Below are 18247 nucleotides of genomic sequence, written 5' to 3'. Positions count from 1 at the left end.
TTGGAACGTCCTTTCACGCATCTATTTCTAAAAAAACATAAAAAGGCCGTGTCATCCTACTGCGAAAATAGATTTCGCTGTAGGGCGGCACGGCCCTTTTTTCACTTTATTTGTCCTCATCCTGCTTCATAAGGCTTTGCACATAGGACTCTCCCGACGCAGGAACGTCGAATTCACCTTGCGGCGTACGTATCCAGCGGTGGAAGTAGCCTTGATCGTAAAGCGCCTTAATCAAAATCATTAATATGGGCGATAAAATGACACCGGCGACGCCGAATAGCGACAACGAAACAATCATGAAGGCGAGCATCGTGAACGCGGATACACCGAGCGAGTCTCCCGTTATTTTCGGCTCAAGAATTTGGCGCGTAAGCACGACGACGAGAAACAGGGCAGACAGCCAGATGGCGAGCGAGATTTTACCTACGATGATCAAGTAAATAATCCATGGGATGAAGACGGTGCCTACGCCGAGCAGCGGTAAAATGTCGAAAATAGCAGCTACGACTGCAATGACGAATGCATTCTTCACTCCGAGCAGGATTAATGCGATCAAAATAACAATAAAGGTGATGCTGATCATTTTAGCCTGCGCTTTTATGTAGAGGGCAATGCCTTTAAATACGTTGTTACGCAGGAAAAAGAATACTGTTTTGAACGTTTTCGGCGTTTTGTCCTCTGCGGTTTGTTTCCAAGTCGTAATTTCAATGCTTAAGAAATAAGCTAATATAATACCGACCACAAAGTTAAAGACGAAGGTGGAGAAGGAAGAAACATAACCTACGATATTAGAGAGGACGGTCATGGCTAACGTTTGAAGATAAGCTAACGCTCCTTGAATCAATTCTTTAGAACGCTCGACAAGATCGAGGTCAGGCGGCAGCGCATTAAACCTTTGTTCGATCTGCGCCGTTAAATTTGCGATTTGTTCCGCGAGCATTTCTTGGTATTGGGGAAAGTTTGCAACCAGCTCCGAGCCCTGCTTCGTCACAAGATAGGCCATGCCGGAAAAGGCTCCAAGAATGATGATCGAAAATACAAGAACGGATATGCCGGATGCTATCGATTTTTTTATACCAAGCTTATTCAAGCGCCGAGCTAACGGTTCAATGCACAAAAAAATGAGAAAGGAAAAGAAAATAGGCGTTGCGATTCGGTACAAGTAGCTGAAGGAATACATAATTAAATATACAGTGAGCGCGATAAGAGCAATGTCAAAGGCGGTTCGCCAATACTTTTTGTAAAATGGCAGCATCGTTCTTCTCCTTCTTTTTGGGTTATCATATTTCCATTAAGATTGTACTATAGTTTTTAAAAAGATGCCTATTTTTTATTGCGATATGCTACAATTAGAACTATTGTTGTTGTTTTGTACCGCTATTCATTCGTCGACTAAATCATATAACGGTGGGGAAAACAAAATGGAAAATTTGCTGCTGTGGGGATTGTACGTCGTGTCTTTTTACGCTTTCCTCCCGGGTTTTATTAGCCGGACCTTCGGCTTCCGCGTATTTAATAAAGGTAGGGTGGAGAAGGAAATTTCCCTTACATTCGATGACGGACCCGATCCGCACTATACGCCGCAGCTGCTTGATTTGCTCGCCCGCTATCATGCGAAGGCGACCTTTTTTGTCGTGGGTTCTCATGCGGAGACGCAAACGGAGCTGCTGCAAAGGATGAAGGCTGAAGGTCATATTATCGGTATTCATAATTATGTTCACAAATCGAACTGGGTCATGAGGCCCCGCACGGTTAAGCGCCAGATCGAGCGCACCGCCGAAATTATCGAGAAAGCAACAGGAATTCGTTCGGCTTATTATCGTCCGCCATGGGGAATCGTAAACGTATTCGACTATGCGAATTTAGGTTATTTGCAAATTATATTGTGGTCAGCCATGTTCGGCGATTGGCGAATTCGGCTGGGAGCGGAACGGCTGAAGAAGCGGATGCTGAAGAAGCTGCGACCAGGAGAAGTCATACTGCTGCACGATTGCGGCATGACGCTCGGAGCCGACAAGGATGCGCCAAGAAATATGCTTACAGCGCTTGAAGCCTATTTAGAAGAAGGAACGAAGCGGGGCTACCGTTTTGTCGGCATCGACGAAATGATTAAGGTGACCGAAGCCGCGCGGGAATTTCGCTCGTCGATTTGGAAAAGAGCGATCATTTCTCTTTGGCTGCTTTGGGAGAAAGCATTCCACGTTGCCTTCCGTTTAAAAACGGTTGGCGAAACGAACGATCCGGCTTTTCATTACCGGGTTACTACGTACAACGGTGAAGCTGTCGATTTTGCAGAAGGCGGCCATGTTGCGAAGGGTGATCGCGTCGTGGAATTGCATTTTGATAACAAGAAGCTGTCCTCCATCGCTGCTACCTCCAAATCACCTGTCGCTACAGGGATCCGCATGCTCCGGGAGGTAGAGCAGGCGCTTCCTCTGCTGGCGAATCAGCTCGCGGGTGATTCGGATGCGAAGGATATTAAAGCCGTGTATGGCGTTACGATGATTCATCGCGGAGCTGACCGGTTAGGCTTCGAAATTTTTCAACTGCCGGAGGGCTTGTTTGCGAAATCTACCCGCGTTTATCTGCGAATTCTTATACGGGTCTTGACGAAACCGCAGCCATCTGCCAAAGGCAAGAAGCGGAGAGAGACGATTTCACCGCGCATGCTGCTCATGCCGGTTGCAACAATAAGACGTTATGCTACCATTCAGCTGAACAAAATGCATGAGGAAGCCGAGCGTATAAGCGATGTTGTGGAACGGTCAATAAGCGCAGCAGCCGACGAAGCTGCGCAATTGGGTACGAAAACAACAGCTATATAAACTTAATGTCAACTATAACGTAAGAGCCAATAAAAAAATGGAGTGTGGACTTTTAAAAGGTCCGCACTCCATTTTTGAATTTATGCCTGGAATCTAATTACATTTTCATAACGCCGCCAGTGCTGGCGGATGTTACAAGGTGTGCATAGCGGGCGAGGTAGCCGCGTTTGATTTTAAGCTCGAAGCCTTTCCATTCGGAGCGGCGTTTCTCAAACTCTTCATCGCTAATCAGCAGATCCATCGTACGGTTGTTCATATCGATCTCAACGATATCGCCATCTTGAACGAAAGCGATCGGACCGCCTTCAGCAGCTTCCGGCGATGCGTGACCGATGCTTATGCCGCGCGATGCGCCGGAGAAGCGTCCGTCAGTAATGAGAGCAACCTTCGCGCCGAGACCCATACCAACGATTTGCGAGGTAGGTGCAAGCATTTCCGGCATTCCTGGGCCGCCGCGAGGTCCTTCATATCGGATGATAACGACGTGGCCTTCTTTGATCTTGCCGTTTGCGATACCCGCAAGCGCATCGTCCTGTGAATCGAAGCAAATGGCAGGCCCTTTGTGATAGCCGCCAACCGACTTGTCTACTGCACCGGTTTTGATAATAGCGCCGTTAGGAGCCAGGTTACCGAATAGGACAGCCAAGCCGCCGCGCTCAGTATGTGGATTATCAATGGTACGAATAACATCCGTATCCTGAATTTCGCAGCCAATGACGTTTTCACGAAGCGTTTTGCCGGTAACGGTCAAGCAATCGCCCTGAATTGCGCCTTCTTTCTTGAACAGCTCGTTCAGAACGGCGCTAACGCCGCCTGCATTATGCACATCCTCGATATGATAATCGGAAGCTGGTGCAATTTTTGCCAGATGGGGAACGCGCTCAGCAACTTCGTTAATGCGTTCGATCGGATATTCGATACCTGCTTCATGAGCAATAGCAAGCGTGTGAAGAACTGTATTTGTCGAACCGCCCATCGCCATATCAAGTGCGAATGCGTTGTCGATCGCATCCTTCGTAACGATATCGCGAGGCTTAATGCCAAGGTCAATGATTTTCATAAGCTGGCGTGCAGCTTCTTTAACGAACTCTTTGCGCTCAGGGGAAACAGCAAGAATGGTGCCGTTGCCTGGCAACGCAAGACCAAGACCTTCAGCCAGGCAGTTCATCGAGTTAGCCGTAAACATACCGGAGCATGATCCGCAAGTCGGGCAGCCGAATTGTTCAAGCTCCATCAGCTGATCGTCATTGATTTTGCCGGCTTGGTGTGCGCCTACGCCTTCAAATACGCTGGAGAGCGAGATCGAACGGCCATCGGACGTTTTGCCTGCTTTCATAGGTCCGCCGCTGACAAGCATCGTCGGGATGTTGACGCGAAGCGCACCCATAATCATGCCGGGCGTAATTTTGTCGCAGTTCGGAATACATACCATGCCGTCGAACCAGTGAGCGTTAACGACTGTCTCGATGGAGTCGGCAATAATCTCGCGGCTCGCGAGCGAGTAGCGCATGCCGATGTGGCCCATTGCGATACCGTCATCGACGCCGATCGTATTAAATTCGAAAGGAACGCCGCCCGCCTCGCGGATTGCTTCCTTAACAAGCTTACCGAACTCCTGCAAGTGGACGTGACCTGGAATAATATCAATATACGAGTTACAAACCGCGATAAACGGCTTGCCGAAATCTTCTTCTTTAACGCCTGCGGCACGCAGCAAGCTGCGATGCGGTGCGCGGTCGAAACCTTTTTTGATCATGTCTGATCGCATTCTCTTGGTCGCCATGAAAAAAGTGCCCCCTATTAGCTTAATAAAATATCGATACTCAAGTTTATCACATTGGACAAGCGTTGGCTACAAGACGGGATAGACAAGCTTCTGCCATTTATGTTCACAAAACATTAAGGAACACTTGCTTTACGGGAACAGGAATAAATGTATGAAATTACGTGTTCTGCATTGCGAACGACGAGTCATGCGGACAATGGATCCTCTATACGCCTTAGAATGCACTCAAAATTTTGCAGCAAATAAAGGATTCGGTGTCCGTAAGTACCTCAAAAGAGGGACGAAACGGATAAATAACGGATTCAATGTCCTTGTACGAAGTCATGAATCCATTTGGAGTGAACCAAGCGGAAAAATTGATTCTTTACAGTTGAACTTCTCCATTATTATAAATAGTGCAATTGCTGCTCTAAAATTCATTCACTTATGATGCCATTATTTAGCATCTACTATAATAAGAAAATGTGATCCATATTCTCACGTTGCATCATATGATATTACTCCTTTGTTATTGGAATTTTTCTGGAGATTCTTGATGTAGATTTTCCACCGATTTGTGGTATTACGCAACGGGGCATATAGCAATATTATTAGTGGTTGCAGCTCTATACTAAAATAAACATTAAATACTAAGCGCGATATAAAACTGTTTATTAAAGCAGTTTTGTGTCGCGTATTTTATTTTATGCAGCCATTGTTTAGGAACACAAAGCAATCGGGATCCTCTGTCGGAGGAGTTAAGAACTGCAGAAGACGGTTAATATTCATGTTAGTTTCATGTTAAATCTAGAATGAGTTAACGCCGTACATTCTGTTTTTTTATTTTTATGTCACGAAATCTAACGTCAACAGATTTACTTACCCTAAATTGCTGTCTATAATGAAGTTATTACTGGTAAAGAGGTGGAAACATGCAGTTGACCGAACGTGAAAAAGAAAAGCTGCTCATCACGATCGCAGCGGATTTGGCGAGACGCCGGATGAACCGCGGCGTGAAGCTTAATTATCCCGAAAGCGTCGCGCTCATCACCTCGGAAATTATGGAAGGTGCGCGGGACGGAATGACGGTTGCGCAATTAATGGAATACGGAACACAGGTGCTGAAGCGGGAGCAGGTTATGCCCGGCATTCCCGAAATGATCCATGAGGTCCAGGTGGAAGCGACTTTTCCCGACGGTACGAAGCTTGTCACGATCCATTATCCGATTACAGGCTAGATGAAGGAATAGATACATAAGAGGAGGCGTAGGGCAAGATGATACCAGGAGAATATCGAACGGCTGCGGGCGAGATTGAATTGAATGCCGGACGCCTGACGCAGCAGCTCATCGTAGTCAATACGGGCGATAGACCTGTCCAGGTCGGCTCTCATTTTCATTTTTTTGAAGTAAACCGTGCATTAAAATTTGACCGCGAGGCAGCTTTCGGCATGCGCCTGCACATCGCTGCGGGAACGGCGGTTCGTTTCGAGCCGGGTGAGGAAAAGCCGGTGACGGTAGTCGAGCTGGGCGGTTCGAAGCTTTCTTATGGGTTAAACGGTTTAAGCCAAGGTAAAGCGGAAGCTGGCAAGATTACTCTTGAGGTTCGGGAGCGGCTTGCTGCCTGGGAAGGGGATGGCGAATGAGCAGGATGGACAGGCGAAGCTACGCGGCTATGTTCGGGCCGACAACCGGGGATGCGGTAAGACTTGCGGATACCGGGCTCTGGGCGGAAATCGAACGCGATTATACCGTTTACGGCGACGAATGCAAATTCGGCGGCGGCAAGGTCATCCGCGACGGAATGGGGCAGTCAAGCGGCGCGCTGCGGGATGAAGGCGTGCTGGATACGCTTATTACAAACGCGGTCATTATCGATCATTGGGGAATTGTGAAAGCCGATATCGGGATAAAAGACGGGATGATAGCCGGCATCGGCAAAGCGGGCAATCCCGATATTATGGATGGCGTCCATCCGAATATGATTGTGGGTGCCAGCACCGAGGTCATTGCCGGCGAAGGCAAAATCGTGACGGCTGGCGGCATTGATTCGCATATTCATTTTATTTGTCCGCAGCAGATTGAGACGGCCTTGTCTTCCGGCGTGACGACGATGATCGGCGGTGGAACGGGTCCTGCAACGGGTACAAATGCGACAACGGTAACGCCGGGCGCCTGGCATATGCGGCGTATGCTCGAAGCGGCGGAGCATTTTCCGATGAATCTCGGTTTTACGGGCAAAGGCAATGCTTCATTCACTGCTCCGCTCATCGAGCAAATCGAAGCTGGAGCAATCGGGCTGAAGCTGCACGAGGATTGGGGTACGACACCGGCAGCAATAGATGCTTGCTTGCAAGCGGCGGACCAGTATGACGTGCAGGTTGCGATACATACCGATACGTTAAACGAAGCAGGCTTTGTTGAGGATACTCTTGCGGCTATCGGCGGCCGCACCATCCATACGTATCATACGGAAGGGGCGGGGGGCGGTCATGCGCCGGACATCATTGTTGCGGCAGGAGAGCTGAACGTGCTGCCTTCTTCAACGAACCCGACGCGACCTTTTACCATTAATACAATAGAAGAACATTTAGACATGCTGATGGTTTGCCATCATCTCGACAGCAGCATACCGGAGGATGTGGCGTTCGCCGATTCACGGATTAGGCCGGAAACGATCGCGGCTGAAGACATTTTGCACGATATGGGCGTATTCAGCATGATTAGCTCGGATTCGCAGGCGATGGGCCGGGTTGGCGAGGTGATTATTCGTACGTGGCAGACGGCTGACAAAATGAAGCAGCAGCGCGGTCCGCTGTCGCCAGACAACGAGCAGCACGACAATTACCGCATCAAGCGTTATATTGCGAAATATACGATCAATCCGGCAATTACGCATGGCATTTCGCATTTGGTAGGTTCGTTGGAAGCTGGCAAGTTCGCCGATCTCGTCATTTGGAGTCCGATGTTTTTTGGCGTGAAGCCGGATCTCGTGTTGAAGGGCGGCAGCATTGCCTATGCACAAATGGGCGATCCGAACGCTTCGATTCCGACACCGCAGCCTGTATTTGGCCGTCCCATGTTCGCGTCCTTTGGCAAAGCGGTATTCAGCAGCTCCATTACGTTTGTTTCGCAAGCGGCCTATGACCGGGGAGTAGCGAAGGAGCTGGGGCTGCAGAAGCGGATCGAGCCGGTTAAAGGCTGCCGGACGGTTACGAAGAAGGATATGATTCATAATGACGCCACACCGAAGCTGGAAGTGGATCCGGAAACGTATCACGTGACGGTGGATGGTGAGCATGTTACTTGCGAGCCGGCAGAGGTGCTGCCGATGGCACAGCGCTACTTCTTGTTTTAGAGGGTTATGGCTGATGGCCGGTACCGATGCGGACAGGAAGGGCGGACGGTAAATGAACGATAATGTCAGATGGCTTGCCATGCAGCAGCTTCTAGATTCGGCGCTGCCGATCGGCGGCTTCTCGCATTCATTTGGATTGGAAACGATGGTTCAGGACGGCAGGATGAATACTTCCGCCCAGCTGTACGCATATGCTTCGGCGATGCTGCTGCAAAGCTGGGCATGTTCGGACGCGATGGTAATTAAGGCGGTATATCGTGATGTGCCTTTAGAGGAATGGGATAGGCTGTGGTCGGTTGAGCGTCTTGTCCATGTTCAAAGAATCGCTTCGGAAACCCGCAGCGGGGTAGAGAAGATGGGGCGGCGCCTGCTGCAGCTTGCGGCTGCCGTTCATCCACAGCTTAATTGGACGCCATTGACGGAAGCCCTGCGCGCAGGCCGGTGCTTTGCATCACATCCCCTCGCGCATGGGTACGCCTGCTGGCTGCTCGGCGTTTCGGAAGAACGTGCGATTCAAGGCTACCTGTACACCTGTATCGTTACTTGCGTGAACAGCGCACTGCGTCTTATGTCGATGGGGCAAACGGAAGGGCAGTCGTTAATAGCGAGACTGATTCCGCACACGATGGAAGCGATGAACATTGCAAGAGCGCTTGAGCCGGAAGAAGCATACGCCAACATGCCAATGGCGGAGCTTGCGATGATGCGGCATGAGCGATTGTATTCGAGATTATTCATGTCTTAAACAATGAATTGGAGGAATGACAGATGTGCCAAGGACAAGGACATACGCATCAAGAATGGGAAAGCCCGGCTATTGATAGCTCACGCCCGATTCGCATCGGTATCGGAGGGCCGGTAGGATCAGGGAAAACGGCGCTAGTCGAGAGATTGACACGCGAGCTTCATACCCGCTATAACTTGGCAGTTATCACGAACGATATCTATACGAAGGAAGACGCGCGCATATTGTTCAACACGGGCGTGCTGCCTGAGGAACGGATTATCGGCGTGGAGACGGGCGGCTGCCCGCATACGGCAATACGCGAGGACGCATCGATGAATTTCGAAGCTATTGAAGAGCTGGAGCGGCGCTTTGAAAATTTGGATATGATTTTCATCGAGAGCGGCGGCGATAATCTGGCTGCTGCATTCAGTCCGGAGCTTGTCGACCGGTTTATTTATATTATCGACGTCGCGCAAGGGGAGAAAATTCCGCGCAAGGGCGGACCTGGCATTATGCGTTCCGATTTGCTCGTTATTAATAAAATCGATCTTGCGCCTTATGTAGGCGCAAGCCTTGAAGTAATGGAGGCTGACACGGTGAAGATGCGCGGCAGCCGTCCATTCGTATTTTCCAACCTTTTCGGCGGTGACGGTGTAGATGAGATTGTAAGCTGGCTTACGCATGAGGTTTCGCATGCTCGCGGTGTTGAACATACGCATACGATTCAGCTGTCCAGTACGCCGCCAAGCCATCGCCATTCCGCGTCTTAATGGATCGTTCTCTGCTTGTTGGGCCGGTCGGAGCCGATAGTCCAATTACACGAACGTCGGTGCTGCGAACCTCATTCGCCAGTCGCGGCGGACAAACGATAGTTAACCATAAATATCACACAGCACCGATCAAAATTGCCAAAGCATTTCCGCTTGACGGCCAGCTCGGCGTTATCGTAATGGATGTATCGCCGGGCTTGCTTGATGGCGACCGATACGAATTGGAATGGACATCGGACCGAGACTCGCATGTCATGATAACGAATCAATCGTATATGAAGGTGCATCCGAGCAGGCCGGGCGGCGGTTCGTCCATGTACCAGACTTTTTATTTGGAAGAGAACGCAGTCGTTGAACATATGCCTGAGCCGGTCATGCTGTATAAAAGTGCGGCATTTCAAAATGAAACGCATGTGCAGCTGCTAGCAGGAGCGGTTTGGATGCAGGCCGATGTGCTTTGTCCGGGAAGAACGCTCCGCGGTGAACGTTTCGATTACCGCTGCTACCGCAACGCGCTTTCGGTTCGTTACGGCGATGAGCTTATTTTCTCGCAGCAGCAGCGAATTGAACCGTCGCGACAATCCATTCATGCCCCGGGCTGCTGGGATGAGATGACGCACTGGGCGACGTTTTACGTTTTCTCTGACCGCGTAAACAGTATGCATCTAGAGCAGCTGCAGCAGACTCTGGACAGCTATGCCGCACCCGGCGGTCATCCCGTTGTTGCAGGCGCTTCGCTTACGCACCGGTTTGGCGTTGCCGTATCCGCCGCATCGACAGGCGCATGGCCGCTTCAGCAGCTTATGCGGGAGATTTGGCAGACAGCAAGAGCAGGAGTGCTCGGCAAGCCGCCGCTTCGTTTTTTGCAGGGATGATTTTTTTGTAAAAGCAACCTAATTAATTATGAGCATGAGCAAACTTATAAGCTGTCTCTAAGGCTATCTATCGCCTGGAGATGGCTTTTTTATTTGATCAGCTAACGGGACACAGCATGGCTGAAGACCGAGGTAGGGTAACGGTAAAAAAGGGCGTTATAGTGATAAAAATGTGAGATAGTAGGAAAATAACGGTCAATTTAGGCGTTACTTAAGCATTATACCGCTTTACCGCATTATGCTCGAAAAGATAGTTATAACGCCTACAATGATCGTTATTGCAGACAAATGGAGGAGTTTGAAGTAGATAACGTTTTTTTACCACTATTGCAGATAATAGATAAGTTTGAAGCAGGTACGTCCTTTTCGCCATTATTTTTAGAGTGAATCGGATTTTTTTGCAGTGTAGAAGCAATGATTGACGCAATCCGGATGAATAATTATAATACTTTAGTAGTAAGATATTTAGGAGTAAAGTATAAGGTGGTGCAAGAATGGACGAATTCAACGTAGAGAAGTTAGCCTTAATGAAGCGGTTGGACGAATCGTTCCGTCAGGTGCGGAGATTAATACATGCGGAATGGAACAACTATAATGTGCATGGACTTGGGATGACGCATGGGAGAATGCTCACTATATTAGCCCAATCAGGTGCGCAGAAGGCATCCGCACTTGCGGAGCAGCTCCACATTACGAGTGGCGGCGTGACCGGGATAGCAGACCGTTTAATCGAGCTTGGTTATATTAAACGCGAGCGCGGCGAACAGGATCGGCGGGTCGTCATGCTCGACATTACTGAAGAAGGGCTGAAGAGCGTCAACCTAATCGAGACAGTTAGAGAAAAGCTCATGCTTAAGCTGTTCGATGGGATGTCGGAGGAGGACATGGCACAAGGTCTGCGGCTGTTTGAGCAAATGAGAGGGAATATGGAAGCAGCCGGAGAGGATGAACGGTAATGGAGCACTTGGATAGCAGAAAAAAAACGACGATTATGATTGCTGTCATCGCTGCAATGTTATTTGCTGCATTAAACCAGACGATCGTCAGCACGGCGCTGCCGCGCATTATCGAGCGGCTCGGCGGTATGGAATATTACAGCTGGGTATTCACCGTTTACATGCTGACTTCAAGCATTACAACGATACTGGTCGGAAAGCTGTCTGACATCTATGGACGCAAGCCGTTTATTTTGACCGGCATCGGTCTCTTTCTGGTAGGCTCATTCTTGTGCGGCACTTCGCATGATATCGTACAGCTCATTATGTACCGCGGTATTCAAGGGCTTGGCGGCGGGATGATTATGTCGACCGCATTTTCAGCAGTCGGCGATTTGTTCTCACCCCGCGAGAGAGGACGCTGGACGGGAATTATGTCGGGGGCGTTCGGTCTATCAAGCTTATTTGGTCCTACCTTAGGCGGTTATATCGTCGATCATACGGAGTGGCATTGGGTGTTCTGGGTGTTCCTGCCGTTCGGCTTTATCGCGTTTTTTATGATTTTGTTTATGTTTCCGAAGACAGAACGGAAAACGGGCGAAACTGTCGACTATTTGGGCTCTTTGTTCCTCACGCTGACGATGGTGCCTATGCTGCTGGCGTTTAGCTGGGCCGGCTCGAAGTATGATTGGGGCTCCGGCACGATCCTGCTGCTATTTGGCGGCGCGATGGTTGCATTAATTTTGTTCATCTTTACTGAACTGAAAGTGAAGAGTCCGGTTCTTCCGATGCATTTATTCCGCAACAGTATTTTTACCGTATCTAATTTGGCTGGCTTCCTGCTGGGCGCAGGCATGTTCGGAGCGATCATGTATATGCCATGGTTTATTCAAGGAGTAATGGGCACTTCCGCTTCGCTGTCAGGCTTCATTACGATGCCGATGATGCTCAGTATGGTTGTAGCAAGCGCAGTCTGCGGTCAACTTACGACGAAAACGGGAAAATATAAAGGGTTTGCATTATTCGGCACGTTGACGATGGGGGCGGGTATGTATCTTCTATCCTTTATGAGTACCGACACAACAACGTTTACGGTTATTATCAATATGATCATTACTGGTCTTGGCCTCGGCATGGCGATGCCTGTATTTACATTAACGGTGCAAAACGCGGTCGATACGAAAATGCTGGGAGTTGCAACCTCGTCGTCGCAGCTGTTCCGTACTCTTGGCGGAACGATCGGCGTATCGGTTATGTCGACGATTTTGTCCCATACGCTTATATCTAAAATGACAGCGGACAAAAACGCAGCGGACGGGCTGCAGGTTATTCCTGCTGCTGACGCAACACTGCTGAAGGAGCTTAATGATCCGCAAATACTGCTTGATCCCGGAAAGCTGGAGCAGATGAGAAGCCGCTTGTCTGAAGGGGGGCAGCCGATGTTTGATCAGCTAGTAATGTTTATGCGCGAAGCGCTAAGCGGCGCGTTATCAAGCGTCTTCCTTACAGGAGCGGTTATATTAATCGCTGGTTTCATCTTAACGTGGTTTATAAAAGCAATTCCGCTCCGTACCTCGCAAAAGCGACCTGCAAGCACGGAACCGGATGAAAGTGGACCTAAGCGCTTAGCGCATGAATAACAGCATCAATAACAGCATCAATAACAGCATCAATAACAAGACAGCAATCCGACTGGGCAGTCCTTCGCGGATTGCTTTTTTGATGTACATGACTTTCTGCAATTCGTACCATCTAATAGGAATTCCGTCTTCGATGAGCGTCCTTCCGATTAGCAACCGTCACAATGTATAATCGAAACGGATCCATGGCAGGCCAACGCGGACATTGGGAACGTTATTTATCCGTTTTGCCCCTCTTTTGAGGTACTTGTGGACATTGAATCGGTTATTTGACGTAAACAGTTAATTTTAAGTGCATTTAAAGGCGTATAGCAGATCCTATGTCCGCACAGTTTGCATTTTAGGCCTCTTTCACACAAATAGCGAATCCTATGTCCGCACCCGCACCCGCACCCGCATCCGCACCCGCACCCACACCCGACCCGCACCCGACCCGCACCCGACCCGCACCCGCACCCGATAAGCTAGCTGAATCCTGAAACATAGATTCTCACATTTCCCAATTAATCTCGCGAATAGCATAAGTCAAGTCATGTAAAAGGATGTTACAAATTCGTGACTGTTTAAATAATGTATTATTAAAACGAATCGTTTTAGTGTAAAATTAACTAGAAATTTGTTGAATTTATTTAGGTTGACAAATTCCGATAAAATCACTAGGATAAGAAGGAATTAATACAATCAATTATATAGGGGAGATTTCGATGAAAAAGGCTATTGCTTTGGCAGTATCGTTGTTTTTAATGGTTGCGATTGTCGCGGCTTGCGGTTCCAACAACAAGAATGATGCCGGAAATACAGCGGGTAACAGCGCTGCAACAAATAATGCAGCGGGCGAGACAAAAGAAAAACAGAAAATCGCACTCGTTTTACCTGAAAAAATCGGCGTTAACAAGTTTTTCGTACTGATGGATGAAGGCTTCAAAAAAGCAGGCGCAGAGTTTGGCGCTGAAGTAAAAACGATTGAATCGACCGACCCTGCCGGTTTCGAACAGAACCTGCGCGCCACGGTTGCGGAAGATTACGACCTAATCATAACGGCTACCTTCCAAGCGGAAGATGCGCTCAAAAAAGTAGCTGCGGAAAATCCGGACAAGCCCTTCGCCATTATCGATACGGTCGTTGACTTGCCGAACGTTCGCAGCGTCGTGTTCCGTGAGCACGAAGCGGCTTACCTGATGGGCGCTTTAGCCGGTCTTGCTACCAAAACAAATATTGTCGGTGCTGTAGTTGCAATGGACGCACCGCTGCTTAAAAAATACACTTCTGGATTTGAGCAAGGCTTGAAAAGCACGAATCCTAACGCACAGTTCCTTGTTAACTACGTAGGCAGCTTCACGGATCCGGTAAAAGGGAAAGAGCTTGCGCTGCTACAGCATTCGAAAGGCGCAGACTATATCGCAGGTATGGCAGCGGTTGGCGATAACGGCGTATTCGAAGCCGCGAAGGAAAAAGGCTTCTACGCTTCCGGACAAGATACGGACCGTAATGAAGAAGATCCTGAGCATATCGTGCTCTCGCAATTGAAAGGTACTGACGCTGTTGCTTATGAAACCGTAAAAGCATTTGTTGAAGGAACGTTCGAATACGAAGCAGCAGACTACGGCTTGAAGGAAGACGGCGTTGGTCTCACATACGTAACGAGAGAAAGCAAAGCGCCGCTTAACGCATTCATTGGCCAAGAAAATGTCGACAAGGTTAAAGCTATCGCAGAAGACATTAAATCTGGTAAAATCGTTGTAGAAAACCCGTTAGCTCAATAAAAAATGATGCCGGCTGCTACCATGCAGCCGGTTTGCTCGTTGAATGGGCTTCCTTGGCAAATAGAGGGAGCGGTTCTTTTGTTTTGCGAATGCGAATGGGAGGGAGATGAACGTCTGTATGCTGCTGCAAATGAACAGCATTACAAAGTCATATGGAAGCGTGACCGCCAATAGCGGCGTTCATTTTACGCTGCGCAAAGGGGAAATTCATGCGCTCGTCGGCGAGAACGGAGCCGGCAAAACGACGCTGATGCGTATTTTGTACGGGATGGAAAGTCCGACAAGCGGCGAAATCAAGCTGGAGGGCAAGACGGTTTCTTTCGCCAGCCCTACCGATGCGATCCAGAACAAAATCGGGATGGTGCACCAGCATTTTATGCTGTTCCCTTCCTTTACGATTGCCGAGAATATTGTCATTGGCAGGGAGCCTTCCAAGGCGATCGGCTTCAATCGTAAGGCGGCAGCGGCGGAAGCCGAGCGGCTCGGCAAACAATACGGCATGCCGGTGGATCCTTGGCAAAAAATCGGGGAATGCTCACTCGGCGTTCAACAGCGGGTAGAGATCTTGAAGGTGCTTCATCAGGGAGCGGAAATCATTATATTGGACGAGCCTACGGGCGTATTGACGCCGCTTGAGGTGAAAGAGCTGCTTGTCGCGATTAAGGCGTTAGCGCGTCAAGGAAAAAGCTTTATTTTGATCAGTCATAAGCTGCAGGAAGTTATGGAAGTCGCGGATCGCATTACGGTGCTGCGCGACGGTAAGGTGACTGGTACGGTTGACGCTGCTGACACGGATGCGGAACATCTTTCAAGACTCATGGTGGGCCGGGACTTAATACATATAACCCGAAACGATACGGTTCCGGGCGAGCCCGTGCTGGAGGTTTCGAACGTCTCGATACGCGGCGATAAGACGAAGCCGCTGCTGGACGATGTCAGTCTGCGCGTGAACGAAGGGGAAATCGTCGGTATTGCCGGTATATCCGGAAATGGGCAATCGGAGCTTTTACAAGCTATTTCCGGATTAATGAAGCTGGATGGGGGAGCTGTGAAGCTGCGCGGCACAGACGTGACAGGCGCTCCCGTGCAAACGATCCGCGATCGCGGCTTGGCGCATATTCCGGAGGACCGTTATCAATGGGGCGTCGCGAAGGATGCGACGGTGACGGAGAACGGATTGATGGGACACGCAGGCAAGCATCAGAAGTATGGCATATTGCGCGGATCGAGTATCCGCGGCATGGTTGCCGAATGGGTGCATAGGTTCGGTATTAAAACGGGCTCCTTGGCAACGAAAGCGCAATATTTATCCGGCGGCAATCTGCAGAAGCTTATCGTTGCACGCGAGCTGGCGCAGAATACGCCGTTTCTTATCGCGGCTGAGCCGACGCGCGGTGTCGATGTCGGCGCTATGGAAATTATTCATGGCGAGCTGCTCAAGAAGCGCGAAGAACGCGGGGCGATTTTGCTCGTTTCATCAGAGCTGACGGAAATATTAAAGCTGTCGGACCGTATTTTGGTCATGTTCGAAGGGCGGATCGTCGGCGAGCTTGCAGCGAATGCGGCTACGGAGGAGCAAATTAGTTTGTTAATGGCAGGAGGAAAAGCGGTTGGATAAGCTGGTACAATACGGACGCTCGCTGCTGCAGCCGCTTTTGGCTGTAATCGTCGGTCTTGCAGCCGGCGCAATTGCGATCGCGATCGTCGGCGGCTCGGTAATAGAGACATACGCTGAAATGTGGAAAGGCGCATTCGGAAGCTTTTATTTTTTCACGAATACTTTAAGCAGGGCTACGCCAATCATCCTGATCGGACTAGGCGTCGCGCTTGCGTTTCGCGCCGGATTTTTCAACATGGGCTCGGAAGGACAGATGGTTCTCGGCGCATTAAGCGCTGCTTTAACAGCCATTTATTTACCGGGACCCGGCTGGTTTAAGCTGACGGCAGCTATTATCGCAGGAATTATTTCCGGGGGAATATGGTCGGCTTTAGCTGGCTGGCTGGACGCCAGATTCCGTATGAATTTGCTCATTACGACTTTGCTTCTTAATTATATCGCAACGTTATTTGCCGGTTACCTTGTTTCTTATCCGTTGATGGACCGGACAGGCTCGGCTGCTATGGCTCAGACGGTTATGATCGATCAGGCGGCATGGCTGCCTAAGCTATTCAAAGGAATGAGCCTGCATGGCGGATTTATTTTTGCAGCGGTTGGAGCGGTGCTGCTGTTCTTATTCATGAGATATACGGTCAAAGGCTATGAAATCCGGATGCTGGGCGGCAATCCGTTGTTTGCCGGTTATGGCGGCGTGCAGCGGGGGAAGCTGATGATGCTAAGCATGTTCGTGAGCGGCGGTTTTGCCGGTTTGGCAGGCTCCGTTGAGGTGTTGGGTACGCAGTATCGCTATTTGGACGGTGCTTTGACTACCCCTGGTTATGCATGGTCAGGAATTATGGCGACGCTGCTTGCAGGCTCGCATCCGCTCGGAACGGCGATAGCGGCTGTATTGCTGGCCGCGCTGCAAACCGGCGGGATGGGGATGGAACGGAATACGGATGTGCCGCTCGAGGTATCGAGCATTATACAAGCGGTGCTTATCTTATTCGTATCAGCAAAACTAACTTATTCTTTCATTAAACGCAAGAAAGCGAGGTCTTCTGATGGAGCAGCTATTTGATGTCTCGCTTTTCGCATCCACGCTTCGTATGGTTACGCCTATTTTGCTTGCGGCGCTTGGCGGCGCAATTTGTGCCCGCGTCGGTTTATTTAATGTCGGCTTGGAGGGTCTCGTATTGATCGGGGCATTCTCGGCTATCGTCGGCAATCATTTTACCGGCAATATTTTTGCTGCGGTGCTATTCGCGATTGTGTGCTCGCTGTTATTTTCTATTTTATTCGGTTATATGAGTATCCATTTGAAGGCGAACGTCATCGTAGTCGGCATTGCGCTTAACTTTCTCGCGCTTGGTCTGACAACGTTCTCGCTGCGTGCCATTTTCGATGTGAAGGGCGCTTACGATAACAAGGATATGGTAGGGCTCCCTAAATGGGATATACCGGTCATTAAGGACATTCCGTGGCTTGGAGACGTGTTGTCCGGCCACTCACCGCTCGTCTATTTATCTATGCTTCTCGTCATATTGCTGCAGTGGTTTTTGTTCAAAACGGTAACAGGCTTCCGCCTGCTTGCCGCGGGTGAAAACCCTACGGCTGCTAAGAGCCTTGGTATTCACGTATCCCGCATTCAATATGGCGCGGTTCTCATCTGCGGTGTATTTTGCGGTCTGGCAGGCGCGCAGCTTTCCCTTGGCAATGTGACGATGTTTACGGAAGGCATGACCTCCGGTAGAGGGTTTATCGCACTCGTCGCGACGATGTTAGGTCAGTCCAACCCGATCGGCGTTGCTGCTTCAAGCTTGCTGTTCGGATTTATGGACGCGCTCAGCATAAGGCTGCAGGGCTTTGCGATGCCGACTCATTTTACAATGATGCTGCCTTATATCGTAACGATCGCGGCTATGTTATTCTTCAAAGATAAAGGTTATATCCAGGAAGCTCGTAAATCGAACGAGAGCTCCAGATAAGTATA

General features: G+C 49.6%; 16 protein-coding genes. 13 read left to right on the top strand and 3 right to left on the bottom strand.

Annotated features, from left to right (window positions below):
• Positions 1–106 precede the first annotated feature (106 nt).
• Positions 107–1255: a sporulation integral membrane protein YtvI gene (gene ytvI / locus DFP97_RS23080; RefSeq protein WP_114382756.1), complete on the bottom strand. Its 1149-nt coding sequence runs from the start codon at positions 1253–1255 to the stop codon at positions 107–109.
• Between the two features lie 166 nt (positions 1256–1421).
• Here ytvI and DFP97_RS23075 point away from each other — a divergent pair, with 166 nt between their 5' ends.
• A complete protein-coding gene (locus DFP97_RS23075) occupies positions 1422–2825 on the top strand; it encodes a polysaccharide deacetylase family protein (protein WP_114382754.1) in 1404 nt (467 codons plus the stop codon).
• Positions 2826–2922: 97 nt separating this feature from the next.
• Here DFP97_RS23075 and ilvD read toward each other — a convergent pair whose 3' ends face one another.
• Entirely contained in the window at positions 2923–4608 is a 1686-nt protein-coding gene (gene ilvD / locus DFP97_RS23070) for a dihydroxy-acid dehydratase (RefSeq protein WP_114382752.1), read from the bottom strand.
• A gap of 914 nt (positions 4609–5522) precedes the next feature.
• On the opposite strand from ilvD, the gene DFP97_RS23065 reads away from it, so the two are divergent.
• From DFP97_RS23065 to DFP97_RS23030, 8 genes are all read left to right on the top strand, one after another.
• On the top strand, positions 5523–5828 hold the full coding sequence (locus tag DFP97_RS23065) for an urease subunit gamma (protein ID WP_114382751.1): 306 nt from the start codon (positions 5523–5525) through the stop codon (positions 5826–5828).
• 38 nt (positions 5829–5866) lie between these two features.
• The gene (locus DFP97_RS23060) at positions 5867–6235 is read left to right on the top strand and encodes an urease subunit beta (RefSeq protein ID WP_114382749.1); all 369 of its coding nucleotides are present in this window, start codon (positions 5867–5869) and stop codon (positions 6233–6235) included.
• Positions 6232–7947, top strand: a complete 1716-nt coding sequence (ureC, locus tag DFP97_RS23055) for an urease subunit alpha (RefSeq protein WP_114382747.1) — start codon at positions 6232–6234, stop codon at positions 7945–7947. Before DFP97_RS23060 ends, ureC begins: the two co-directional genes overlap by 4 nt.
• 52 nt (positions 7948–7999) lie before the next feature.
• Positions 8000–8692 (top strand): urease accessory protein UreF, encoded by a 693-nt coding sequence (locus DFP97_RS23050; protein WP_245976556.1) that lies wholly within the window; start codon positions 8000–8002, stop codon positions 8690–8692.
• A gap of 23 nt (positions 8693–8715) precedes the next feature.
• The gene (gene ureG, locus DFP97_RS23045) at positions 8716–9444 is read left to right on the top strand and encodes an urease accessory protein UreG (RefSeq protein ID WP_114382745.1); all 729 of its coding nucleotides are present in this window, start codon (positions 8716–8718) and stop codon (positions 9442–9444) included.
• The gene (locus tag DFP97_RS23040; RefSeq protein WP_114382743.1) at positions 9444–10319 is read left to right on the top strand and encodes an urease accessory protein UreD; all 876 of its coding nucleotides are present in this window, start codon (positions 9444–9446) and stop codon (positions 10317–10319) included. The genes ureG and DFP97_RS23040 overlap by 1 nt, the downstream gene beginning before the upstream one ends.
• Positions 10320–10813: 494 nt before the next feature.
• Complete coding sequence (locus DFP97_RS23035; protein WP_245976555.1) at positions 10814–11275, top strand: MarR family winged helix-turn-helix transcriptional regulator; 462 nt, start codon at positions 10814–10816, stop codon at positions 11273–11275.
• Positions 11275–12894 carry an MDR family MFS transporter gene (locus tag DFP97_RS23030; RefSeq protein ID WP_114382742.1) on the top strand — a complete coding sequence of 540 codons (1620 nt, stop codon included), beginning with the start codon at positions 11275–11277 and terminating at the stop codon, positions 12892–12894. The genes DFP97_RS23035 and DFP97_RS23030 overlap by 1 nt, the downstream gene beginning before the upstream one ends.
• A 340-nt stretch (positions 12895–13234) precedes the next feature.
• On the opposite strand, the gene DFP97_RS30910 is transcribed toward DFP97_RS23030, so the two are convergent.
• Positions 13235–13378 carry a hypothetical protein gene (locus DFP97_RS30910; RefSeq protein WP_181873642.1) on the bottom strand — a complete coding sequence of 48 codons (144 nt, stop codon included), beginning with the start codon at positions 13376–13378 and terminating at the stop codon, positions 13235–13237.
• A 220-nt stretch (positions 13379–13598) separates the two neighbouring features.
• Here DFP97_RS30910 and DFP97_RS23020 point away from each other — a divergent pair, with 220 nt between their 5' ends.
• From DFP97_RS23020 to DFP97_RS23005, 4 genes are all read left to right on the top strand, one after another.
• Positions 13599–14657, top strand: a complete 1059-nt coding sequence (locus DFP97_RS23020; protein WP_114382739.1) for a BMP family lipoprotein — start codon at positions 13599–13601, stop codon at positions 14655–14657.
• 118 nt (positions 14658–14775) lie between these two features.
• Positions 14776–16275, top strand: coding sequence for an ABC transporter ATP-binding protein (locus tag DFP97_RS23015; protein WP_114382737.1), 1500 nt, complete (start codon positions 14776–14778; stop codon positions 16273–16275).
• Positions 16268–17335 (top strand): ABC transporter permease, encoded by a 1068-nt coding sequence (locus DFP97_RS23010; protein ID WP_114382735.1) that lies wholly within the window; start codon positions 16268–16270, stop codon positions 17333–17335. The genes DFP97_RS23015 and DFP97_RS23010 overlap by 8 nt, the downstream gene beginning before the upstream one ends.
• Positions 17319–18242 carry an ABC transporter permease gene (locus tag DFP97_RS23005; RefSeq protein WP_114382734.1) on the top strand — a complete coding sequence of 308 codons (924 nt, stop codon included), beginning with the start codon at positions 17319–17321 and terminating at the stop codon, positions 18240–18242. The genes DFP97_RS23010 and DFP97_RS23005 overlap by 17 nt, the downstream gene beginning before the upstream one ends.
• Positions 18243–18247 lie beyond the last annotated feature (5 nt).

Source organism: Paenibacillus prosopidis (assembly GCF_003337375.1).
GTDB classification, from domain to species: domain Bacteria; phylum Bacillota; class Bacilli; order Paenibacillales; family Paenibacillaceae; genus Pristimantibacillus; species Pristimantibacillus prosopidis.
The sequence above is the reverse complement of the archived record's forward strand: the minus strand, read 5'-3'. Positions and strand labels throughout refer to the sequence as shown.

Coding starts and splice junctions, on each gene's coding strand:
- ytvI (WP_114382756.1), bottom strand. CDS start 1,255: ATGCTGCCATTTTACAAAAAGTATTGGCGAACCGCCTTTGACATTGCT.
- DFP97_RS23075 (WP_114382754.1), top strand. CDS start 1,422: ATGGAAAATTTGCTGCTGTGGGGATTGTACGTCGTGTCTTTTTACGCT.
- ilvD (WP_114382752.1), bottom strand. CDS start 4,608: ATGGCGACCAAGAGAATGCGATCAGACATGATCAAAAAAGGTTTCGAC.
- DFP97_RS23065 (WP_114382751.1), top strand. CDS start 5,523: ATGCAGTTGACCGAACGTGAAAAAGAAAAGCTGCTCATCACGATCGCA.
- DFP97_RS23060 (WP_114382749.1), top strand. CDS start 5,867: ATGATACCAGGAGAATATCGAACGGCTGCGGGCGAGATTGAATTGAAT.
- ureC (WP_114382747.1), top strand. CDS start 6,232: ATGAGCAGGATGGACAGGCGAAGCTACGCGGCTATGTTCGGGCCGACA.
- DFP97_RS23050 (WP_245976556.1), top strand. CDS start 8,000: ATGAACGATAATGTCAGATGGCTTGCCATGCAGCAGCTTCTAGATTCG.
- ureG (WP_114382745.1), top strand. CDS start 8,716: ATGTGCCAAGGACAAGGACATACGCATCAAGAATGGGAAAGCCCGGCT.
- DFP97_RS23040 (WP_114382743.1), top strand. CDS start 9,444: ATGGATCGTTCTCTGCTTGTTGGGCCGGTCGGAGCCGATAGTCCAATT.
- DFP97_RS23035 (WP_245976555.1), top strand. CDS start 10,814: ATGGACGAATTCAACGTAGAGAAGTTAGCCTTAATGAAGCGGTTGGAC.
- DFP97_RS23030 (WP_114382742.1), top strand. CDS start 11,275: ATGGAGCACTTGGATAGCAGAAAAAAAACGACGATTATGATTGCTGTC.
- DFP97_RS30910 (WP_181873642.1), bottom strand. CDS start 13,378: ATGTTTCAGGATTCAGCTAGCTTATCGGGTGCGGGTGCGGGTCGGGTG.
- DFP97_RS23020 (WP_114382739.1), top strand. CDS start 13,599: ATGAAAAAGGCTATTGCTTTGGCAGTATCGTTGTTTTTAATGGTTGCG.
- DFP97_RS23015 (WP_114382737.1), top strand. CDS start 14,776: ATGCTGCTGCAAATGAACAGCATTACAAAGTCATATGGAAGCGTGACC.
- DFP97_RS23005 (WP_114382734.1), top strand. CDS start 17,319: ATGGAGCAGCTATTTGATGTCTCGCTTTTCGCATCCACGCTTCGTATG.